Source organism: Fundidesulfovibrio terrae (assembly GCF_022808915.1).
Taxonomy (GTDB): domain Bacteria; phylum Desulfobacterota; class Desulfovibrionia; order Desulfovibrionales; family Desulfovibrionaceae; genus Fundidesulfovibrio; species Fundidesulfovibrio terrae.
This window is the reverse complement of record NZ_JAKZFS010000001.1, coordinates 698,644-715,182: the sequence shown is the minus strand read 5'-3', so window position 1 is coordinate 715,182 and position 16,539 is coordinate 698,644. Positions and strand designations below refer to the sequence as shown.

Here is a 16,539-nt window from a genome sequence, read left to right as displayed (position 1 = left end):
TGAGGGTCCAGGGGGATCATCCCCCTGGCGGGAGAGTCCAGAGAGGGCAGCGCCCTCTCTGACCGCCGGAGGCGTGTTCCTCCAGTCTTAGAACTTGTACTTGAAGCCGGTCATCACCTTGAAGGCGTCGCCGTTGCGGGTGGCGTTGGCGAAGCGGTGCCCCCATACGGAGGTCTGGAAGCTGCCGTGGGACCAGCCGGTGTCCAGGATCAGGGCGAGGTTCTCGTAGACGTTGTACTGGTTGTCGAAGCCGATGCCGATGACGGATTCCTTGTCGCTCAAGTCGCGGCCGATCTGCACGTAATTGCCGGTTCCCTGCAGGGCGTTCGCCGCACGCAATGCGGCCGGGCTGTTGGCGCCGTGGGCGTAGCTCAGCGTCACCCGGTGGAAGAGATTCTTGACGAAGGTCATCTTGTCCACGGCCGCCACGAAGCCCCAGGCACCCACGGGGTTGATGTTCATGAACTCGTTGTTGAACGGCTGGTCGCCGTCGAACAGGAAGGAGTTGCTCGGGCACCAGTAATTGACCACCGACGGCAGCCGCTCGGAGCCGTTGCGCGTGGAGCTGTCCTCGCCGGGGGAGTACCAGAACGTGAGCTGCGGGGTCACGCTTTCGAAGCCGGTGTATTCGGCGGCCACATCGACGAAGAGGCCGTGGCGCCTGAACCTGGCCCGGTCGTTGTCGTTGCCCGAACCGTAGATCACGTCGGCGTAGAACTTGAACGGATCGAGGGCGCTCAGGACGAACGCGGAGCCCACCCACCAGTATGCGTTCTGGGCGTTCTTCCAGGTGGCCGCGGTTCCCAGGGACGCCGCGGACAACAGGTTCACGGCCAGAGTCTCGTTGGAATACCCGCCGTTGCCCACTTGCACCGAGCCGTAGCCGGCATTGCGCCCGGCCACCGCCAGCATGCCCCAGGGCGTGGCCTTGAAGCCCTTCACTTCCACCGGGAGGGTCAGGATGTAGCCGTCGAGCTCGTCGGCCTTCTGCGTGGTCGTGGGGTCGAAATCCTTGTTGGCGTCCAGCAACCGGGTGAATCCGCTCACGATCGAGAACTGGTCGGAGACCGGAATCCGCACCATGGCCGCCGCGGTGCGCGTGCTGCCGAACACGGGGTTCCCGTCCATCCAGTCGGCCGAGAAGGGCAGGTCCATGTCCTGCAGGCCCACGGTGAACTCGATGTCCGTGCCCGGCCACCTGAACTGCATGAACGCCTGGTAGACCTTGAAGACGCTGGTGGGGTTGTCCACGGTGAAGGTGGACGCGCCCCAGGGAATGTCGCCGCTCTTCCAGGAGAGACGGAAGCGCAGGCCTTCGTTGGCGATGAAATCGGTGCGCACGCGCACACGCTCGAAGATCGTAAAGGCGTCTTGGGTGCGCGTGCCATTGAAGTTCCATCCGGTATACTGCGGTTGCCGCCAGTAAGCCCCGTAAACGCGCACGTCGCCGCTCATCTTGATTTCTGTTTCCGCCCGGGTTGGGAGTGCGCAGCAGAGCAACAAGGCCAGAAGAATAGGCAGGGCGAGCAGGCGCTTCATGGGAGAGACGTCCTCCTGTAGAACGGGGATGGAAGTGTTGTGGACCTCCTCAGTGTATGATTATTAGGAGCACGAATCAACCCTTGATGGTTCGATCTAGAGTATCGATAGAGCCGGAGCCTTCCCGATGATGCCGTGTTCGGCCAGACAGTCGAAGAACCGCGACAGGCCCGTCTGCTCCGGTTCCCCCAGGTCGTAGCTCAGGTGGCCGAAGTAGCGCCTGATCTCCGCCCGCCCCAGTTTGGGCTTGGCGAAGGACGCCAGCCCCACCACCTCCTCGATGGCGGCCACGCCGGTGCGCTTGGCCTCGCGCAGAAGCCGCGCCCCCCGGGCCACTCCCTCGGGATCGGCCTCGGCGGCGGCGCGCCGGGCCACCCACACGCCGAACACGAAGGGCAGCCCCGTCCAGTCGCGCCACACCTCGCCCAGATCCAGCTGGTAGGGGAAGCGCTGGTCCTGGCGCATGGCCAGGGCCTCGTCGCCGATGGCCAGCACGGCGGGATCGTCCGCGCCCTGGGCCAGGGACTGGCGCACGGAGCCGGGCGCGGCCTTGAATTTCGGCCGCACATGGTAGACCCGCTCCAGCACGATGCGCAGAAGCGCCGCCGAGGTATGCGTCTCGGCGGTGACCAGGAGGCTTAAGCCGTCCAGGTCCTCGGGGGGAATACGGCTTAAAAGCAGCACGCTCTTGACCGGCCCCTTGCTGCCGATGGCCAGGTCCGGCAGCAGGTAGTATTGATCCGGGTTGCGGGCGTACTCGATGGAGGAGCAGGCCGAGAGGTCCAGCTCGTCCGCGCGGATGAGCTCGTTGAGCCTGGCCGGGGGGCCGGACACGATGTCGAAATCGTGCTTGATCCAGCCCGCCTCCAAGGGATGGTAGATGGGCAGCACGTTCAGGTAGCTGATGCGCCCGAGGCGCAAGGCGCGGGAGGCGGTCATAACGGCTCCACGATGGTGTAGTCCATGGCCCGGCGGCGAGGGGTGAAACCGGCGGCACCGATGGCCTGGCGCACGCCCGGCTCGTCCATGCGGAAGCGCACTCCGGCGGCGGCTACCACGTTCTCCTCGATCATGGTGGAGCCGAAGTCGTTGGCCCCGTACCACAGCGAGGCCTGGGCGATCTCGCGGCCCATGGTCACCCAGGACGCCTGGAGGTTCTGGAAGTTGTCCAGCACCAGGCGCGAAATGGACAGTACCCGCAGGTACTCCTGCGGGGAGCACTTCTTTCCGCCCAGCGCCGTGTTGTCGGGCTGGAAGCCCCAGGGGATGAACGCCGTGAAGCCCCGGGTCTCGTCCTGCAGTTCGCGCAGGGCGAGGAGATGCCCGATGCGCTCCTCCCAGGTCTCCACGTGGCCGAACATCATGGTGGCCGTGGTGCGAAGCCCCTGGAGATGCGCCTGGCGCATGACGTCCAACCACTCGGCGCTCAAGCACTTGGCCGGGGCCACCGCCTTGCGCACGCGGTCGGAGAGGATCTCCGCACCGCCGCCGGGGATGGAGGCCAGACCGGCGGCCCGAAGGCGCCTGATGACCTCGGAGTGGTGAATCCCGGCCAGACCGGAGAAATACATGATCTCCGGGGGCGAGAAGCCGTGCACGTGGATGTCGGGATAGGTTTCGCGCACGAAGGTGAGCAGGCCCTCGTAGTATTCCAGGCCCATGTCCGGGTTGTGGCCGCCCTGCAGGAGTATCTGCCGCCCGCCCAGGGCCAGGGTCTCCTCGATCTTGCGGCCGAGCTCCTCGCGGGAGAGCACGTAGCCGCCCGCCTGCCCCGGAGCCTTGAAGAAGGCGCAGAAGCGGCAGCCGCACTCGCAGATGTTGGTGGAGTTGACGTTTCTATCCACCACGTAGGTCACTGCCATGGCCGGGTGTTTGGCCATGCGGACCCGGTGGGCCAGGCTGCCAAGCGTGGCGAGGCTGGCCGAGGCGGCCAGGGTCATGGCGTCCTCGAGCTCCAGGCGCTTCCCGGACTCCGCCTTGCGGGCGATAGCCAGCACCGCTTCGTCGTCGAACATGGCGGTCACTGCGTCGCCTCCCTGAATAGCCCGTCGCGGCGCACGGGAGTGAATCCGCTGGACCGGATGGCCTCTTCCAATTCGGGGATGGTCAGGGCCTGCTGCGTGCCGCTGCCCGCCTCGTGTCCGATGTTCTCCTCCACCACGGTGCCGTCCAGGTCGTCCGCGCCGTAGGACAGGCACAGCTGCGAGAGCTTCAAGCCCAGCATCACCCAGTAGGCCTTGATGTGCGGGATGTTGTCGAGCATCAGCCGGGCCACGGACATGGTGCGCAGAACGTCCATGGCCGAGGGGCCGCTGGCTTCCTCGCCCAAGGGGTTGTTTCCGGGCAGGTAGGGCAGCGGGATGAAGCAGACGAAGCCGCCCGTGGCGTCCTGCTGGCGGCGCAGGGCGTCCATGTGCTCCAGGCGGTGGGTGGTGGTTTCCAGATGGCCGAAGAGCATGGTGGCGTTGGAGCGAAGCCCCGCCGCGTGGGCCTCGGCCATCACCGACAGCCAGGCCTCGCCCCCGATCTTCTCGGGGCAGAGCGTCTTGCGCGGGCCTTCGGCGAAGATTTCCGCGCCGCCGCCCGGCAGCATGTCCACCCCGGCGCCCTTGAGCCGGTCGAGAACTTCGCGGATGGACACGCCCGAGACCTTGGCCAGGTGGTCGATCTCCACGGCGGTGAGGGCCTTGATGGACGCCTTGGGGTAGGCCGCGCGCACCCGTGCGGCCAGGTCTTCGTAGTAGCCGAGGCCCAGGGCCGGATGGCAGCCGCCCACGATGTGCACCTCGTCCACGGGACCGGCCGCGCGAAGCTTTTCAAGCGCCTCCTCGGCCGTGAGCACGTAGGCCCCGTCCTGCCCCTCGTCGCGGCGGTAGGCGCAGAAGCGGCAGCGGTTCACGCAGATGTTGGTGGGGTTCACGTGGCGGTTCACCACGTAATGAACGCGGTCGCCATGCAGGCGGGTGCGCACGTGGCGGGCCATGAGGGCCGGGACGTGCAAGTCCGGGCAGTCGTAGAGTGCTTGCCCCTCGCCCATGCTCAGGCGCGCCCCGGCCAGGACCTTGTCCAGCACGGGTTCGAGCCCCAGGGATGCGATATAGGATCTATCCAACGCGAAAACCTCCAGCCAGCATTTCGGCCAGGCGCGAAGCGGCCCGGCGCGACGTTTCGGGGTCCGAGAGTGACAAATGAAGGCCCGTGTCCATCCAGGACTGGGCCTGGGACTGGACGAAGCGGTCCAGCACGGCGTCCAGCACGAACACGGCAAGCGGCGTCTCCAGGCTCGCGGGGAGCTCGCCGGAAGCCTTGGCCTGTTCGATGATCGGCGTGAGAAAACGGGCGGACAAAGCGCGCACCTGGCCGAGAAAGCGCTCACGCAGAGGGAAGTCCTCGTTGAAGAGCATCTTCAGGTAGATGCGGTAGATGTCCGGATGGGTGCGCACGAAGTCCGTGCCCACCACCAGCAGGCGCTCCAGGCGCTCGGCCAGGGGACGGCCCACGGTTTCATCCCGGGATTTGCGCAGAAAGCCCGAGAAATGCTCCACCGCTCCGTCGAACACCTTGGCGAAGAGCCCCTCCTTGCTACCGAAATACTTGAATATCGACCCCTTGGCGATGCCAAGGCGGGCCGCCAGACGGTTCATGCTGGCCCCCAGGAAGCCGCGCTCAGCGAACTCCTTCTGGGCCTCGTCCAGCACCCGCCGCTGCTTGTCGGGGGGGATGTTCTGAAAAGTGGGGCTTGCTTCCATGGTTCGTCCCGGCTAAAGTGACCGGGTGGTCACCGATACTCCCCCAAACACTCCCCGTCAACTGAGTCTGGGCATCTCCCCCTGCCCCAACGACACCTTCATCTTCCACGGGCTCATACACGGGCTGGCTCCCGCCAATCCCGAATTCGGCCTGTCGCGCCTGGTCATGGCCGACGTGGAGGAGTTGAACGCCTTGGCCGCGTCGGGAGAGCTGGACGTGGTCAAGATCTCCATGGCCGCCATGGCCGAGGCGAGCCGGCACTACCGGCTGCTCTCCTGCGGCGGTGCGCTGGGGCGCGGCTGCGGCCCGCTGCTGCTGGCGCGCAAGGGATACGATCCGCGCCAGGCGTTCGAGACCCTGGCCCTTCCCGGGGCGCGCACCACGGCGGCGCTCCTGGCGAGCCTGGCCGGAACGCCGGGCAGGCGCGTGCAGCTGCGCTACGACGAGATCATGCCGGCCATCGCCTCCGGGCAGGTGGATGCGGGCGTGGTCATCCACGAGGGACGCTTCACCTACGCCCAGCACGGGCTCGACCTAGTGCTCGACTACGGGGCCTGGTGGGAGGGCTGCTACAAGCTGCCCCTGCCCCTGGGGGTTATCGCCCTGAAGCGATCGCTTGGCCCTGACGTGGCGGACATGGCGGCGCGGGCCATCCGGGCAAGCCTCGTGCACGCCTGGAAGCACCCGGAAGACAGCCGGGAGTTTATCGCCAAGAACGCCCAGGAACTCTCGCCCGAGGTGACCAAGGCCCACATCGAGACCTTCGTCACCCCCTTCAGCCTGGATGTGGGCGACGAGGGCAGGCGGGCCATCGAGGCCATGGCCGGGGCGGCCTTCAGACAGGTCGGGAACCACCTGGGGGGGGCGGACCTGTTCTGGTGAGTTTCCCCGTCCGAGACCGGGAACGCAAGAAGCTAGGCCTGCTCCTTGATCACCCGTCCCGAATCCTGCTCCGGCAGCGCCGATGCAGGACGGAACTCGGCGGGCATGTCGGCCGTGTTCGACGCGGCCTGGGGCACGGGAGCCTGCGCCTTTTCCAGCGGTTCCAGGATAGTGCTGGGATTGTCCGGGCTGCTCCTGACCACGCCCGGCTCCTCGCCTTCGGCGTAGGGCGCCTTGAACGCGCTGTTCGCAGCCAATATCTTGGACGGGTTGTCTATCTCGGGCAGGTCCTTGGCCCGCTCCATGGCCGCGCGCTCCATGTTGTCGGGCCGGTCGGGGCTGTCCTTGGGCTTTTCGTAGGTGAGGCCCGAAACGTACGCGTTGTGGGCCTTGCGCTGCTCCTTGCGCATCTGGTTGGCCGGTTCGACCCCGGCGTACTTGAAGAAGTGGCGGTCCCAGATTTTGCTCACGGCGCGCTCCTGGCCCTCACCTACCCGGCCGGTCCCGGCATGGCCAGCATCCTGGCGTAGACGTCCTGGAACGGCGACGGCCCGACGCTCAGGGCGCCCGAAAACGGCGTGGACAGGTCCGAGATCAGATACACGCAGGAAAACACCATGAACGCCACGATGATCTCCATGAGCACCATGGTGGCGGTCTGCTCGGGGTTTGTGAGCAGAAGGCCGGCGAAAACCCCCACCAGCCCGAATCCCAGGACCACCCAGATGGGCGGAAAAAGGTTGCCCGACAGAGTCTGGGAGCGGGAGAACCGCTGGCGGTTGACCTCCGCCAGGGACTGCCCCACCCCCGAATATTGCGACCACGAGTCCTTATCCGCCGGTTTCATGGCGTAATAGGCGTTCCAGACGTCCGCGAAGAGTTCGGACGAGCGTTCGCTCATGGCGTCGCCGTTGTCCATGGCGGGCCATTCGTCCTCGATGACGCTCCTGACGTACACGGCCAGGGCCTGCCGGAAAGGCTCGGAGCGATCCAGGGGAACGGACATGCGGGCGGTAGTCAGCACCGCCCCGGCCTCGGCGTTGACCACGTTCTTGGCGGAAACGAAGCATCCCCACAGGGTGACGATGGAAAAACCCAAAAAAAATGCGTACAGGGACGCGAAGAGGGAGAATATCTCCGAGGACAAAAGCTTGCGCGGCCCGGACTGACGTCCGATGGTCCTGCGCCTGAGGATGTAGAGCATCCCGGGCGCGGCCATGGCCAGGCAGAATATGACAGCGAACACCTTCAGGTATTCGGGATTGAAGGCACTCAGTTCGGGGGGCATGCCGTACACATAACGCGTTTGCGGGCGTCTGTGAAGTTCCGCGGCCGCCCGACGAGCGGCTGCGCGGCTGGCGCCCCCCCCGGTCAACAAGGAGAAACGTGATGATCATACCTGCCGAAGGCGAACGGGCCCCGGATTTCACCCTGGAGGCGGCCCTTCCGGACGCGCGCGTGCGCTCCGTGAGCCTGGCCGGCCTCACCGGGCGCTGGACCGTCGTGTACATCTACCCCAAGGATTCCACCTCCGGCTGAACGGCTGAGGCTCTGGAGTTTTCAGAGCTGGCGGCCGCATTCTCAGGCCTGGGCGCGGATGTGTACGGGTTGTCCAAGGATTCGATCAAGTCCCACCACGGGTTCATCGCCAAGCAGGGGATCAAGGTCGCGCTCTTGAGCGACCCGGGTGCCGGGACCATCAAGGCCCTGGGCGGCTGGGGGATCAAGAAGATGTACGGCAAGGAATCGGAAGGGGTGGTGCGGTCCACGGTGCTGATCGCGCCGGACCTGACCGTGGCCAGGCGATGGCCCAAGGCGTCCAGCAAGGGCCACGCCGCCGAGGTGCTGGCGGCTCTCGAGGAACTGGTCCGGGGTTGAGCGGCCTGCCGCCCGCGCTCAGGCTTTCGACGCCGGGGCGATGGGCAGGTGCTCGTCCTTGGCCTTGGCGTTCCAGCGGTCCTTGACCTCCTGGGCCTCGTCCTTGGTGAGGGTCCGGTCCACAAGGCCGAAGTAGCGCGAGCGCAGGATGACCAGGTCGTGGTAGCTTCCGGCCTCTTCGATCAAGCGTTTGTAGTATGCCGCGTTTTGCTGCTCGTCCATGGAGGACATCTACTCGAAGAAGATTCCCTTAGCAACGCCGGGAGCGGGAATGTCTTGAACTGCAAAGCGTTCTTGGATAGTCTCCCCACCGGTGTTCCATCGGCTGGGGTAGGTGTTCTTTTGTTTTTCCTTTATCGACATTCCGGCGGATGACCATGCGCATTCTGCGATATATTGCCGCCCTGGCGGCGTTGCTGTTTTTGCCATCCCTGGCGTTGGCTCAGCAGCTCTTCGTGTCCGACGTCCAGGAAATCACCCTCCGGACCGGCCCCTCCCTGGACAACAAGATCGTCCAGATGGTGAAGAGCGGCGCGAAGCTGGAAAAGCTCAAGGAAGAAGGCGAATGGGCCCAGGTGCGCACCGATACGGGCAAGGAGGGATGGGTGCTCAAGCGCTACCTCTCTTCGGAAACGCCCACGAAGGTGCAGTTCGAGGATTTCAAGTCCCGCAACGCCGAAATGATCGAAAAGGCCGGCAAGGTCGAATCCATCGTGGGCAAGTTCGAGGAGGAGAACAAGGGGTTGCAGAAGACCCTGGCCTCCACCCAGGCCGAACTTTCCAGGATCAAGACGGAATACGAGACGCTGTCCAAGGCCAACGCCAACGTGGCCGAGATGACCCGCAGCTTCCACGACATGAAGGCCGCAAGCGAGGCCGCCAAGCAGGAGATGGATCGCATCAAGCGTGAAAACGAGACCCTGCGCGACATCTCCGACGTGAAGTGGTTCCTGGCCGGGGCCGGGGTGTTCTTCGGCGGGTGGATTTTCGGCTATCTGCTTGGGCGCGCCGCGCGCAAGAAGTCCAACCGCATGTACCTCTAGCCTCATTAATAGCCTGTCAATATTCACGGGGGCGGTCCGAATGGACCGCCCCCGTTTCTTTTCACGCCGATCGTCGCGAAGCCCAGGGGGATTCCAAAGGGACTGGTCCCTTTGGCCGCCGGAGGCATCCGGCTCTCTTCTCTCCCGCCTTTGGCCGCCGGGTGCATCTTCCCCTTTCCTCCCGCCCTTGACATCTGTTATATCTGTGACATTATATGTCACATGAATAACGAAAACTGGCTCTTCTTCTCCTTCTCGCTGCCCGCCAAAAACCAGTCCGGCCGCATGCGCATCTGGCGGCGGCTCACGGGGCTGGGCGCGGTGATCCTGAAAAACGCCTTCTACGCCCTGCCCGCCCGGGAGGACCTGCGAGAGCAATTCACCTGGCTGGCCAAGGAGGTGGAGGGGCTGGGCGGAGAGGCCCTGTTCCTGGAGACCGGCCCTCCGGCCAACATGACCGGCGAGGAAGTGGCCGCCCTTTTGACCCAGGCCCGCGACGCAGACTGGCGTGCCCTGGAGGCCGAAGTCCTGCCTCTCCTGGACCAGGCGCGCGCTCCCGGCGCGGACACCCACGCCCTGGACGCGTCATGCCGCCGCCTGGCCAAGCGCGCCGACGCCCTGCGGGTCATCGACTACTTCCCCGGCGGGCACGGGGATCGCGTGGAGGCGCTTCTGGCGGAAGCAACGGTCCTGCTCTCGGGCCAGGCCCCCGGCAACGCGCCCGCGGTGCCCGGCCGGGACCCCGCCGCCTACAAAGGGCTCACCTGGATCACCCGTGAACATCCCTATGTTGACCGCCTGGCCTCGTTCTGGCTGGTGCGGCGGTTCGTGGACCCCGAAGCCCGCATCGCCTTCGTCCCGGCCGCGACGAAGGCCGGGGCGAGAGAGGGTTCGGTGCGTTTCGACATGGCCGAGGCCGAATTCACCCATATCGGCGGGCTTACCACATTCGAGGTGCTCTGTGAGTCCTTCGGCCTGTCCGGGCGGGTTCCGGCGCGGCTGCGCGGGATCATCCGGGCCATCGACCTGGGCGGCCTGGAAACCGGGCCTCCGGAAGTCGTGGGCGTCAAGCTGGTGCTGGACGGCCTCACGCGCAGCGCCCGGGACGACATGGCTCTCGTCGAGCAGGGGCTCGCGTTGTTCGACGCCCTGCTCGCTTCCTGCTCCCCGGCCGGAGACGGAGAGGAGCAATGAATGGGCTCGCCGCTCAGGCGGCCTGATCTCCCGGCGGATTCAACGGGTCACACAATGGACGCTTTTAACAATCTCTGCACCGTGGGCTTTTTGGCCCGCTTCTCCTACGCCCTGGCCCGCAACCCCGTGTTGCCCCTCTTCGCCCTGTTCCTTGGGGCCGGGCCGGAGGCCATAGGCCTGGCGGTGGGCGTGTCCACGGTGACGGGCATCTTCTTCAAGCTGCCTTCCGGCGCGCTCTCGGACGTGATCGGGCGGCGGCGCACCATGCTGGCGGGGCTCGTCGTGTTCGGGGTGATGCCCTTCTGCTATCTGTTCATCACCTCCTATGGCGGGCTGCTCGCCGTGCGCTTCCTGCACGGCCTGGCTACGGCGGTGTACGGGCCGGTGGCCATGGCCGTGGTGGCGGACGTGGCCGGGGCGCGCAAGGGGGAGATGCTGTCCTGGTTCTCCTCCGTGGGCATCATGGGCGGACTGTTGGGAGCGCCCATCGGCGGCCTGATCCTGGACGTGGGGAACGGCGGCGCTCCCGTATTGTGGCAGTTCCGGCTGGTGTTTGCGGTGAGCGCCGTAAGCGGCATGGCCGCGCTCGTTCTGGGGCTTCGCACCTTGGGGCTCGCAGAGTCCGTTGAGCACGGCCTGGGGTTCGGCGAGCGCCTGCGCCGCTTCGGAGAGGGCATCCGCGAGGTGCTCTCGGACAAGCGCATCGTGGCCGCCTCCTCCATGGAGGGGCTGCAGAACATGGTCATGGGCGCGCTGGAGGCGTTTCTGCCGGTATACGCGGTGAAGATCGCGGGCCTCTCCGAATTCCAGGCGGGCCTTCTGTGGGGCGCGCAGATCGTGGTCACCATGCTCTCCAAGCCGTTCATGGGCCGCATGTCGGACGCCCGCGGCAGGCGCGGGCTCATCGCGGCCGGGATACTGCTGTGCGGGGCGTCCTTTGCGGCGGTGCCCTTCATGCACGGGTTCTGGACGCTTCTGGGGTGCTGCCTGGTGTTCGGCGCGGGCGAGGCGCTGGTGGCGTCGTCCTCGGCGGCCATGGTGGCGGACCTGTGCCGCAGGCGGCACTTCGGCTCGGCCATGGGGGCCTTTGGCACCATTTTCGACGTGGGGCACGCATCCGGCCCCATCTTGTCTGGACTTCTCGTAGGCTGGGTGGGATATGCAGTAAGCTTCCCCCTCATGGCCTGCCTGCTTTTCGCGGCCGTCCCGGTTTTCCTGGCGAAAGTGCCGGCCGAACTCAACGGAGGAACCAAAGATGACCTGTAGAAGCATCAATACTCACGTGAAGCGGCTTGCCGCCGCACCGGGAATCCTGGCGATGGCGTTTCTCGTGGCCTTTTTCGGCTGGCGGGCCTCGCTGGCCGCCACCGCCACGGCGGACCTGGGCAAGGAACAGCCCGGAACCCTTCTCACAAGCTTCGCCCCGGCCGTGGGCGCCTGGTCGGCGGTCAAGGACGGCGACCGCACCGTGCTCAAGGTGGACGGTTCGGGCTGGACGCGGGGCAAGCCGTCCCCCGAGCTGGCCGCCAGCGCCCGCACCCTCTACGGCGAACAGGGGGCGGCGTTCGAGAAGGCCGTGTCCGCCCATGCCGGCTTCCCCTTCGCCGTGTTCACCGGGCTGGGTGGATTCAAACAGGGCGAGGTCTCCTTCCGTTTCAAGTCCGTGGCGGGAAAAGAGGACCAGGCCGCCGGGATCATCTTCGACCTCAAGCCGAACGGTGACGCCTTGATCCTGCGCGGCAACGCCCTGGAGGACAACCTGATCCTGTTCCAGTTCGCGAACGGGCGCAGGACCGCCGTGAAGACCGTGGAGGGCGTCCCCACCGCCAAGGGCGTCTGGCACGACATCAAGCTGGTGGTGAACGGGACGCGGATCGAAGGCTTCATGGACGGCAAGCCGTACCTGCAGCACGATCTGGGGCGGACTGTGGACGGGCGCGTGGGCGTCTGGTCCAAGGACGACAGCGTGATGCTCATCGACGGGTTCACGGTCACCACCCATGAATAATCGGTTCCAGGACATGCTCGCCTCGCCGTTCAGGCTTTTGTGCGCCTGCGGTTTCCTGGCCATCCTCTCCACCACCATGGCCAAGAACCCGGTGCTGCCGCTCTTCGCGCAGAGCCTGGGGGCCGGGCCGGAAGGGGTGGGCCTGGTGTCGGCGCTCTCGCCCCTGGCCGGGGTGCTGGTGAGCATCCCGGGCGGGTTGTGCTCGGACGCCTTCGGCCGCAGGAGGATGCTCCTGGTCTCGTCGCTGGTGTTCGCCAGCGCCCCCTTCGCCTACCTCTTCGTCACCGGCGTGTGGAGCCTTGCCCTGGCCCGGTTCTACCACGGCCTGGCCACGGGAATCTTCATGCCCGTAGCCCAGGCGGCCGTAGCCGACGCCTTCGACGCCTCGCGCGGCGAGAAGCTGGGGACGTTCTCCTCGGCCACCCTGGCCGGGCGCTTCGTGGCCCCCATGATCGGCGGCGCGATGCTCTGGATCGGATTCGGGGCCGTGTACGCGCTTTGCGGACTGGCGGGCATCGGGGCCATGATCCTGGCCTGGAGGCTGCCGCCCCTGTCCGGGGACGCCGGGACCAGAACCCGCCGCCAGCCGTTCGCGGCGAGCCTGCGCGAACTGGCCGCCAGCCGGGGCATCCTGGCCGGATGCCTGCTGGAGGCGGGCATCCTCTTCGCCTACGGAACCTTCGAGACCTTCCTGCCCATCGTCTCCCTGGAGCGGGGGCATCCGGCCTGGCTCACCGGCACGCTCTTCTCGGCCCAGGTGGTCGCAGTGGCCCTGACCAAGCCCTTTTTCGGGCGCTTCTCCGACCGCCACGGACGCCTCGGCCAGATGCTCGCGGGGGCCGCCCTCACGGCGTGCGCCTGCGCGGCCGTGCCCTGGGCGTCCGGCGTGGTCGCGCTGATGGCCCTGTCGATCCTTTTGGGGCTGGCCCTGTCCGTGGCCACCTCGGCCTCCTCGGCCTTCGTGGCTGACCTGAGCCGCCGGGAGAACCGGGGCGGGGCCATGGGCCTGCTTGGTTCCATCATGGATATCGGCCACAGCGCAGGCCCGCTGGCCGCCGGAGTCGCCGCCGCCCTGGCCGGAAGCGCCGGAGCCTTCGCCCTGGGGGCGCTCGCGCTGCTGGCCGCCGCCGCCGGGGCCTGGCGCATGGCCAGAAGCGCCCGGTAGGCACGAAAAGGAGATCCTCATGAGTCTGTTCGCGTTCACCGGCGGCACGCGCCACTTCACCTTCTGAGCCGAGTATGGACGCCACCGTCAGCTTCGCCCAGGCCCTGCGCTACTGGTTCAAGCTCGGGTTCATCAACTTCGGCGGCCCGGCCGGGCAGATCGCCATGATGCACAAGGACCTCGTCGATGGCTTCGGCTGGATCGAGGAGAAGATATTCCTGCGCGCGCTCAACCTCTGCATGCTCCTGCCGGGTCCGGAGGCGCACCAGCTGGCCATCTATCTCGGCTGGAGGCTGAACGGCTACCGGGGAGGGATCGCGGCTGGCGTCTTCTTCCTGCTGCCGTCGGTGGTCCTGATGCTGGGGCTTTCCTGGCTGACCATGGCCCAGGGCGGCCACCCCGTGGTGGCCGGCATCTTCCACGGCATAGCCGCCGCCGTGGTGGCCATCGTGGTGGAGGCGGTGCTGAAGATCGGCAAGAAGGCCTTGCGCCACCGGGTTCTGTACGCTTTCGCGGGGGCGGCCTTCATCCTGGGGCAAGTCTTCCAGGTCGCCTTCCCCTGGATCGTCCTGGCGGCGGGGATCGGCGGCCTCGTCCTGGCCAGGCTCAGGCCGGACATTTTCTGCAGGCGCGCCCCGGGCTCCAAGGACTGCGTCATGGAGGAAGAAACCGGCCCGACGGAGTTCCCTTCCCACTGGCACATATTCAAGGTCATCGCGGTATTCCTGGTGATCTGGGCGGCCGTGACCGGGCCTGTTTTCCTCTCGCGGGGCATGGAGGACATCCTGTCCCGCATCGCTCTGTTCTTCACGAAAGCGCCGTTCGTCACCTTCGGCGGAGCCTATGCGGTCCTCTCCTACATTACCGATTTCGCCGTGCGCCTGGACTGGCTGACCGAAAAGGAGATGCTCGCCGGGCTCGGCCTGGCCGAGACCACGCCGGGTCCCCTGATCATGGTCACCCAGTTCGTGGGCTTCGTGGCCGCCTGGAACAATTCCGGGGCCGCGAACCCGGCCGTAAACGGCATGCTGGGGGGCTTGGTGACCACCTTCTGCACCTTCCTGCCCAGTTTCCTGTTCATCTTCGCCCTGGCTCCGTACATCGAGGCCATCACCTCAAACAAACGCCTGACCGCCGCGTTGACCGGCATCACCGCCGCTGTCGTCGGCGTCGTGCTCAAGCTGGCCGTGTTCTTCGCCTGGAACACCTTCTTTCCCAAGGGCGCGCCCGCCGACATCTTTTCCATGGTGCTGACGGCGGCATGCTTCCTGGCGATATGGAAGTGGAAGCCATCCATACATGTCCTGGTGCTCGGCAGCGGCGCAGTCGGCCTCGTGTGGCAACTCATATGAATCATCCCTGAGGAGGTGAGCGATGCTGAGGAAAAGAAAATACGTCCTGGCGGGGGCGCTGGCCCTGGCCGCCGTAATCACGGCAGGAACGGCCACGCTGTGGGCCGTGGAGAAGAAAAATCCTCCGGCGGCGAAACCGGCGGCGCCCATGGCCGGGCTGCAGAAGCCCTCGGCCCCGGTGGATTTCCTGGAGGGTGCGTCCTTCGTGGGCTCGGCAGCCTGCAAGGACTGCCACGTCAAGGAGTTCACGCAATGGGCCGCGTCCGGCCACGCCAACATGCTGCGGCCCGTGAAGCCCGAGATCGTCAAGGCGGACTTCGGCGGCGTGGAGATCGCCTACGAAGGCGTCGAGGTGGAGGATGCCGACAAGAACAAGGTGAAGATTAATCCCAAGGTGAAGGCCGAAACCCGCGACGGCAAATTCTTCGTCACCCTGCTGGACGCCGACAATCCGGGTAACGCCCAGAGCTACGAAGTGGTCGAGGTGCTGGGTTCCCTGTGGGAGCAGCAGTACTACCTGACGGTGGGCGACAAGGTGTTCCCCAGCCCCGTGCGCTGGGTGGAGAACGACAGGCAATGGCGCAAGGCCGCCTTCGCCCCGTTCTGGTGGGCGGCGGACGGCACTCCCGACGGCAGGCCCAAGAAGCCGGAGGAGATGCCCACCAAGCAGACCGTGGACTACCAGTGCAACGGCTGCCATACGACGGCCTTCAATGCCAAAAAGGACGACCAGGGCAAATATTCGTTCACCCGCCTGGAAGGCGGCATCGGCTGCGAGGCCTGCCACGGCCCGGGCTCCAGGCACGCGGCCGCGCCGGGCAAGGACACCATCGCCAACCCCGGCAAGCTCGGCACCTGGCAGCAGGAACAGCTCTGCGGCCAGTGCCACATCCGCGTGACCAGCAAGCAGGACAAGGACTTCGCCTTCCCCCTGGGCTTCAAGACCGGCCAGACCGACCTGCAGGACCGCGTGGAGTTCTGGACTTACTCCACCAAGCCCCCCTTCTTCTGGCCCAACGAGGACGACAGGAAGAACCGGCAGCAGTACCACGACACCATGCGCTCCGGGCACATGGCCGCCGGAGTGACCTGCTCATCCTGCCACCTGGACCACGCCACGCAGCATCTGAAATCCAGCCTGAAGCTGCCGCGCGAGCAGCAGTGCATCGGCTGCCACACGGCACAGAAGGCCATGTTCGAGGGCAGCGTCCACGCCAGGAACGGCGTGGTCTGCGTGGACTGCCACATGGCCAGGATGGGCAACCGCGCCGGAGCCACCCAGAAGACCCCCAAGGACCCCTGGGATGTTTCCGCCCACACCATGCGCGTGGTCACGCCCGCCGAGGCGGAGGTGTTCAAGATGCGCTCCAGCTGCGACAAATGCCACAAAGACGCCGACCGCGCCGCCTACGGGCAGAAGATGTCCCAGGGGCGCGACGCCGTGATGGCCAGGACCTCCGAGGTGCGCGACGCCCTTGAGACCGGCAAGGCTCCCGAGCCCGCCCGCCTCAAGGCCAGGGACTCCTTCGGGGCTGTGGTGGCGGACGGCTCCGTGGGCGCGCACAATCCCGGGCGAGCCATGGAGCTACTCGCCCAGGCTGCAAGGAACCTGGGCCGAAAGTAGGCCAAACCGAGCCACCTGCGGCGCGCCGCAACCGCATGTCCGGCTGCGGCGCGCGCCGCGGGGGGCCGGACTGGGCCCCGGTAAGCGGCGGAAGAATCCGTCGA

At 66.4% G+C, this 16,539-nt stretch carries 18 protein-coding genes; 10 read left to right on the top strand and 8 right to left on the bottom strand.

Annotation, left to right across the window (positions count from 1 at the left end):
* Positions 1-87: 87 nt before the first annotated feature.
* The 5 genes from ML540_RS03345 to ML540_RS03325 all read right to left on the bottom strand — a co-directional run bounded on the left by ML540_RS03345 (position 88) and on the right by ML540_RS03325 (position 5,288).
* Positions 88-1,539 (bottom strand): outer membrane homotrimeric porin, encoded by a 1,452-nt coding sequence (locus ML540_RS03345; protein ID WP_243358520.1) that lies wholly within the window; start codon positions 1,537-1,539, stop codon positions 88-90.
* Positions 1,540-1,635: 96 nt separating this feature from the next.
* Complete coding sequence (locus tag ML540_RS03340) at positions 1,636-2,478, bottom strand: menaquinone biosynthetic enzyme MqnA/MqnD family protein (RefSeq protein ID WP_243358519.1); 843 nt, start codon at positions 2,476-2,478, stop codon at positions 1,636-1,638.
* Positions 2,475-3,554 carry a cyclic dehypoxanthinyl futalosine synthase gene (gene mqnC / locus ML540_RS03335; RefSeq protein ID WP_243359642.1) on the bottom strand — a complete coding sequence of 360 codons (1,080 nt, stop codon included), beginning with the start codon at positions 3,552-3,554 and terminating at the stop codon, positions 2,475-2,477. Before mqnC ends, ML540_RS03340 begins: the two co-directional genes overlap by 4 nt.
* 5 nt (positions 3,555-3,559) lie before the next feature.
* Positions 3,560-4,651 (bottom strand): aminofutalosine synthase MqnE, encoded by a 1,092-nt coding sequence (gene mqnE / locus ML540_RS03330; protein WP_243358518.1) that lies wholly within the window; start codon positions 4,649-4,651, stop codon positions 3,560-3,562.
* Positions 4,644-5,288, bottom strand: a complete 645-nt coding sequence (locus ML540_RS03325) for a TetR/AcrR family transcriptional regulator (RefSeq protein ID WP_243358517.1) — start codon at positions 5,286-5,288, stop codon at positions 4,644-4,646. The genes mqnE and ML540_RS03325 overlap by 8 nt, the downstream gene beginning before the upstream one ends.
* Before the next feature lie 25 nt (positions 5,289-5,313).
* Here ML540_RS03325 and ML540_RS03320 point away from each other — a divergent pair, with 25 nt between their 5' ends.
* Positions 5,314-6,171, top strand: coding sequence for a 1,4-dihydroxy-6-naphtoate synthase (locus ML540_RS03320; protein WP_243358516.1), 858 nt, complete (start codon positions 5,314-5,316; stop codon positions 6,169-6,171).
* A gap of 32 nt (positions 6,172-6,203) precedes the next feature.
* Here the strand turns inward: ML540_RS03320 and ML540_RS03315 are convergent, their stop codons facing one another.
* Both ML540_RS03315 and ML540_RS03310 read right to left on the bottom strand, forming a co-directional pair.
* Positions 6,204-6,641: a hypothetical protein gene (locus tag ML540_RS03315; protein WP_243358514.1), complete on the bottom strand. Its 438-nt coding sequence runs from the start codon at positions 6,639-6,641 to the stop codon at positions 6,204-6,206.
* Between the two features lie 20 nt (positions 6,642-6,661).
* Entirely contained in the window at positions 6,662-7,459 is a 798-nt protein-coding gene (locus ML540_RS03310) for a bestrophin-like domain (RefSeq protein ID WP_243358512.1), read from the bottom strand.
* Positions 7,460-7,560: 101 nt separating this feature from the next.
* Between ML540_RS03310 and ML540_RS17910 the strand changes: the two genes are divergently transcribed.
* Together ML540_RS17910 and ML540_RS03305 are read left to right on the top strand one after the other, a co-directional pair.
* Positions 7,561-7,710, top strand: a complete 150-nt coding sequence (locus ML540_RS17910; RefSeq protein WP_341482619.1) for a redoxin domain-containing protein — start codon at positions 7,561-7,563, stop codon at positions 7,708-7,710.
* A 12-nt stretch (positions 7,711-7,722) separates the two neighbouring features.
* Positions 7,723-8,049, top strand: coding sequence for a peroxiredoxin (locus ML540_RS03305; RefSeq protein ID WP_341482631.1), 327 nt, complete (start codon positions 7,723-7,725; stop codon positions 8,047-8,049).
* Between the two features lie 18 nt (positions 8,050-8,067).
* On the opposite strand, the gene ML540_RS03300 is transcribed toward ML540_RS03305, so the two are convergent.
* Positions 8,068-8,271, bottom strand: a complete 204-nt coding sequence (locus ML540_RS03300) for a hypothetical protein (protein WP_243358509.1) — start codon at positions 8,269-8,271, stop codon at positions 8,068-8,070.
* Between the two features lie 155 nt (positions 8,272-8,426).
* Between ML540_RS03300 and ML540_RS03295 the strand changes: the two genes are divergently transcribed.
* The 7 genes from ML540_RS03295 (at position 8,427) to ML540_RS03265 (ending at position 16,435) form a co-directional block, all read left to right on the top strand.
* The gene (locus ML540_RS03295; RefSeq protein ID WP_243358507.1) at positions 8,427-9,092 is read left to right on the top strand and encodes a TIGR04211 family SH3 domain-containing protein; all 666 of its coding nucleotides are present in this window, start codon (positions 8,427-8,429) and stop codon (positions 9,090-9,092) included.
* Between the two features lie 222 nt (positions 9,093-9,314).
* Entirely contained in the window at positions 9,315-10,286 is a 972-nt protein-coding gene (locus tag ML540_RS03290) for a chromate resistance protein ChrB domain-containing protein (RefSeq protein WP_243358506.1), read from the top strand.
* Between the two features lie 54 nt (positions 10,287-10,340).
* Entirely contained in the window at positions 10,341-11,552 is a 1,212-nt protein-coding gene (locus tag ML540_RS03285) for an MFS transporter (protein ID WP_243358505.1), read from the top strand.
* Positions 11,542-12,294 carry a LamG domain-containing protein gene (locus ML540_RS03280; protein ID WP_243358504.1) on the top strand — a complete coding sequence of 251 codons (753 nt, stop codon included), beginning with the start codon at positions 11,542-11,544 and terminating at the stop codon, positions 12,292-12,294. The genes ML540_RS03285 and ML540_RS03280 overlap by 11 nt, the downstream gene beginning before the upstream one ends.
* The gene (locus ML540_RS03275) at positions 12,287-13,459 is read left to right on the top strand and encodes an MFS transporter (RefSeq protein ID WP_243358503.1); all 1,173 of its coding nucleotides are present in this window, start codon (positions 12,287-12,289) and stop codon (positions 13,457-13,459) included. Before ML540_RS03280 ends, ML540_RS03275 begins: the two co-directional genes overlap by 8 nt.
* Positions 13,460-13,533: 74 nt before the next feature.
* On the top strand, positions 13,534-14,811 hold the full coding sequence (chrA, locus tag ML540_RS03270) for a chromate efflux transporter (RefSeq protein ID WP_243358502.1): 1,278 nt from the start codon (positions 13,534-13,536) through the stop codon (positions 14,809-14,811).
* 22 nt (positions 14,812-14,833) lie between these two features.
* Positions 14,834-16,435, top strand: coding sequence for an ammonia-forming cytochrome c nitrite reductase subunit c552 (locus tag ML540_RS03265; protein ID WP_243358501.1), 1,602 nt, complete (start codon positions 14,834-14,836; stop codon positions 16,433-16,435).
* The last annotated feature ends 104 nt before the right edge of the window (positions 16,436-16,539 follow it).

Coding starts and splice junctions, on each gene's coding strand:
- ML540_RS03345 (WP_243358520.1), bottom strand. CDS start 1,539: ATGAAGCGCCTGCTCGCCCTGCCTATTCTTCTGGCCTTGTTGCTCTGC.
- ML540_RS03340 (WP_243358519.1), bottom strand. CDS start 2,478: ATGACCGCCTCCCGCGCCTTGCGCCTCGGGCGCATCAGCTACCTGAAC.
- mqnC (WP_243359642.1), bottom strand. CDS start 3,554: ATGTTCGACGACGAAGCGGTGCTGGCTATCGCCCGCAAGGCGGAGTCC.
- ML540_RS03325 (WP_243358517.1), bottom strand. CDS start 5,288: ATGGAAGCAAGCCCCACTTTTCAGAACATCCCCCCCGACAAGCAGCGG.
- ML540_RS03310 (WP_243358512.1), bottom strand. CDS start 7,459: ATGCCCCCCGAACTGAGTGCCTTCAATCCCGAATACCTGAAGGTGTTC.
- ML540_RS17910 (WP_341482619.1), top strand. CDS start 7,561: ATGATCATACCTGCCGAAGGCGAACGGGCCCCGGATTTCACCCTGGAG.
- ML540_RS03300 (WP_243358509.1), bottom strand. CDS start 8,271: ATGGACGAGCAGCAAAACGCGGCATACTACAAACGCTTGATCGAAGAG.
- ML540_RS03295 (WP_243358507.1), top strand. CDS start 8,427: ATGCGCATTCTGCGATATATTGCCGCCCTGGCGGCGTTGCTGTTTTTG.
- ML540_RS03290 (WP_243358506.1), top strand. CDS start 9,315: ATGAATAACGAAAACTGGCTCTTCTTCTCCTTCTCGCTGCCCGCCAAA.
- ML540_RS03285 (WP_243358505.1), top strand. CDS start 10,341: ATGGACGCTTTTAACAATCTCTGCACCGTGGGCTTTTTGGCCCGCTTC.
- ML540_RS03280 (WP_243358504.1), top strand. CDS start 11,542: ATGACCTGTAGAAGCATCAATACTCACGTGAAGCGGCTTGCCGCCGCA.
- ML540_RS03275 (WP_243358503.1), top strand. CDS start 12,287: ATGAATAATCGGTTCCAGGACATGCTCGCCTCGCCGTTCAGGCTTTTG.
- chrA (WP_243358502.1), top strand. CDS start 13,534: ATGGACGCCACCGTCAGCTTCGCCCAGGCCCTGCGCTACTGGTTCAAG.
- ML540_RS03265 (WP_243358501.1), top strand. CDS start 14,834: ATGCTGAGGAAAAGAAAATACGTCCTGGCGGGGGCGCTGGCCCTGGCC.